This window comes from Pseudoalteromonas sp. NSLLW218 (assembly GCF_015864775.1).
Taxonomy (GTDB): domain Bacteria; phylum Pseudomonadota; class Gammaproteobacteria; order Enterobacterales; family Alteromonadaceae; genus Pseudoalteromonas.
The window spans coordinates 1-4,065 of record NZ_JADYWO010000024.1; the positions used below are offsets into that span (position 1 = coordinate 1).

The 4,065-nt window shown below is 38.0% G+C and carries 2 protein-coding genes; both read right to left on the bottom strand.

All coding sequences use genetic code 11. The annotated features are described in order from the left end of the window. Positions 1-618: 618 nt before the first annotated feature. The gene (locus tag I6E80_RS20220; RefSeq protein ID WP_197186315.1) at positions 619-2,217 is read right to left on the bottom strand and encodes a BCCT family transporter; all 1,599 of its coding nucleotides are present in this window, start codon (positions 2,215-2,217) and stop codon (positions 619-621) included. Positions 2,218-2,382: 165 nt separating this feature from the next. Further along, positions 2,383-3,798, bottom strand: a complete 1,416-nt coding sequence (locus I6E80_RS20225; RefSeq protein WP_197186316.1) for a sodium:alanine symporter family protein — start codon at positions 3,796-3,798, stop codon at positions 2,383-2,385. Positions 3,799-4,065: the final 267 nt, after the last annotated feature.

Sequence of the window (4,065 nt, forward strand, 5' to 3'; positions counted from 1 at the left end):
TGGAATTGGTAGACACAAGGGATTTAAAATCCCTCGACTAACAAGTCGTGCCGGTTCAAGTCCGGCCTCGGGCACCATTTTTACTAAAATCCTCAGATGAAATTCATTTAAATTCTAAATCACTTCTATTTTTAAAATATTCAAAAATTATCCTTATTTAAATTCCCAATCTTATTTTTAATACCTACTTACCTTTAATATCTATTTTTTTTATATCTAAAGTTTCATCATCATACATTTATAAAGCTGCCAGTTTGTATTTAACCGTTAATGCTTTTAACCAATCTGGTTAAATTAACTGAATTGGTATAATTAGTTGTGAATAAGAGCACCTGTTAATAACAAAGAAAAATTAGAACGCTGGCTATTCAATTTTCTTGGCAATTACTCCTGCACCTATGTTTCAGTAAATCAAATGCTTTTAACTCTGCTAACGTAAGGTTTGCTCTCTAAAAATAGCTAAGTTTTAACGAGGGGTGGCATTAATGAATGTAATTGAAGTGCGGTGCCTAAAATAAATTTAATATAGGAGTATAAGAAATGCGTTTAGTACTTAGTTATACGAATTGCTAATGTTTTATAAGCGACCCTTGAGGATCGCTTATAAAGGATAAATTGTTATTGCAGTTTACTCTGAGCTTTGTAAATTGGATACTCGCTCAACAAGCCTTGAATAAGCGCAATACACATTAAAATAAGTACTATTGAAAACGGCAAAGCTGTAGTAACTACGCCCGACTGAAGCGCTTGCAATGCTTGCGAGCCACCAACCCAAAGCAATACTGCTGCAATCACGCCTTCGACTGTAGCCCAAAATATACGTTGTGGCACTGGTGCATCTATTTTACCGCCCGCAGTTATACCATCTATTACAAGCGATCCTGAATCAGACGACGTTATAAAAAATACTAAAACGAGTGCTATAGAAATAATAGAAATAAAACTAGAAAGTGGTAACTGCTCGTATACCTGAAATAAAGTTACTGAGATATCAGTTAAACCATTTTGTCCAAGTGGGCCAACTTTATCTATAACTTGTGTAATTGCCATATTTCCGAATACGCCCATCCAAACCAAACTAAGAAGCGTTGGTAGGCCAATGACGACGAGTAAAAACTCGCGTACAGTGCGCCCCTTTGAAACTCGAGCAATAAACATCCCAACAAACGGCGACCATGATATCCACCATGCCCAATAAAACACAGTCCAAGAGTGCATCCAATCTTCATCGGGTCTATTAAAAGGATTGCTTAAAGGTACAAAGTGTTCTACGTACGCCCCAAGGGTAAACCAAACAGCAGTAATTGCATCAGAGAAAGTAAGGGCAATAACAGCTAATAATAAAATAAATGCACAAATTAAATTAACATTGCTCAGTACTTTAACACCGCCCTCAATACCTCTAATAACAGAGAAAATTGCAATACACGTTACTAAACCAATAACAGATATTTGAAAAGCAGTCCCATAATCAGTGCCTAACAGATAATTTATCCCGCTGGTAGCTTGTTGAGCGCCAAGGCCTAGCGATGTAGCTAAACCAAATAAAGTAGACAGTACAGCGAGTATATCGATGATATGACCAAGCCACCCCCAGGCACGATCACCAAATAATGGATAAAAAACAGAACGTATTGATAAAGGAAGGCCTTTATTAAATGCAAAAAAAGCCAAGCTTAATCCAACAACCGCGTAAATCGCCCATCCATGTAAACCCCAGTGGTACATGGTTGCACCCAAAGCTAATGAGTGTGCTTGCGGTGAGTTTGGCTCAACGCCCATAGGCATATGATACCAACCTGTATAATATGCAGTTGGCTCTGCAACTCCCCAAAACAGTAAGCCAATACCCATTCCTGCTGCAAACAGCATTGAAAGCCACGACATATAGCCATGTTCTGGACGAGCTTTTACGCCGCCTAAACGAATTTTACCCAAAGGAGAGAATGCCAAAATAACGCAAAATATCACAAAGGCATTGGCTAGTAACATAAAGTAACTATCAAATTGATTAATTATGGCGTCTTTAGTCGAGGTTAGTGCATCACGGCTAACGGTAGGGTCAAAAACTAGGGTAAGTATTACAAATAAAACAACTAAGAAAGCGCTTATGCCAAATACTGGGTTATGGATATCAAATCCCCACTTTTGTACATTATCTTGCCCAACTTGGTAATCAGTAGTGTCTATACTGTATTTTTTTGTTATGTCATCCATCGGGTCTCCTTTTTATAGATAACTTAATTCAAATATCCTACGTAATTAAATATAAAATAGTTTTAAAATTAATATAACTTTTTATTTATAAGAAATGAGATGGTTAAGCGTAATATTTGTAATTTTTAGATCTAAAAAAGCGAGCCGTAGCTCGCTGTTTATTGTTTATTTCCAGGCCTCGGGATCGACCTCTTTAGCAAGTTTAGGATGTTTACTCTTATCAAAGGTAGGTATTAGGCCTTTCTTGCGTTGCTCGTTATAATCTTTAGAGAGCCACACAACAACACCTGAAAGCATAAATAACGCTATAACGTTTACAATGGCCATTAAACCCATTGATATATCCGCCAGCGTCCAAATTAATCCCAGTTCACCAACAGCACCAAACATCACCATACCTAAAACAACGAGTCTAAAGATAAACATACCTTTATTAGAGTTGTGCTCTAAAAACATTAAATTTGTTTCAGCGTAAGAGTAATTAGCCACAATAGAAGTAAAAGCAAAGAACAATATAGCAATGGCAATAAAGTAAGTACCCCAATCACCAACATGTTCTTGTAACGCAGCTTGCGTAAGTTCAATCCCCATAACACCAGATTCAGGTATTAATTGCTGCGATAGTAAAATAAGAGAAGCAGTCGCTGTACAAATAACAATAGTATCAATAAATACACCTAGCATTTGCACATAACCTTGTGATGCTGGATGAGGCGGGTAAGGTGTAGCAGTAGCTGCGGCATTAGCTGCACTACCCATACCTGCTTCGTTTGAGAATAAGCCACGCTTTATACCTTGGATCATAGCTTGTGTAACACCATAACCAATTGCACCTGCACCAGCTTGTTCAATACCAAAAGCACTCTTTATAATAAGGACGAGTACATCCGGGAGTGCAGTAAAGTTAATAGCACATACATAAAGAGCCACTAACAAGTAAGCTAACGCCATAAATGGCACAACCATTTCGGCAAAACGAGAAATCGTTTTCAAACCACCAAAAATAATAATACCAGAGCCAATAACCAAGCAAATGCCTACTATATACTTAGGTACATCAAACGCTACTTCAAATGCTGCAGCAATAGAGTTTGACTGTACGGCGTTAAATACCAAACCAAAGGCTAAAATTAAGCATAGCGAGAATAAAGTTCCCATCCAGCGTTTACCTAAACCGTTTTGCATATAATAAGCAGGGCCACCTCTAAAATTGCCTTCAACATCCTTTGTTTTATAAGCCTGAGCTAAAGTACTTTCAGCAAAGCTTGTAGCCATACCTATTAATGCAATAAGCCACATCCAAAAAATAGCACCCGGACCACCTAGGTATAAGGCAACAGCAACACCAGCCATATTGCCTGTACCAACGCGTGCAGCTAACGAAGTACAAAAAGCCTGAAAGGATGAAATTTCATTATCGGCACATTTACGAGAGCCAAACATAACTTTGAACATATGTGGAAATTGCACAAACTGAATAAAGCCTAGTCGAAAAGTAAAAAAGAGGCCTGCTGCTATTAATAAGTAGACGAGAACTTGGCCCCATAGAAGGGCACTTATACTGTTTATTATGTCTGTCATGGATACTGCCTAAATACATGAGTTAAAAAAAGTGACCGCAACTTATCACATCAGGATAAAAGTGTTTAGTTTTAAAGTTCAAAAGCAGAGTTATCAACAGGGTTTTGTGGGTAACTTGTGCTTATCATGTGTGCTTGCTTGGGGCTTAATTTTAATTACTATTTTATGTAAATAACGCTTGCGTAAAATCCGCCGCTCCCTATAATGCGACCCCACTGAGACGGGAAACGCCAACGCATAGCGAGGCACGAACAACTCAGAGAGTTA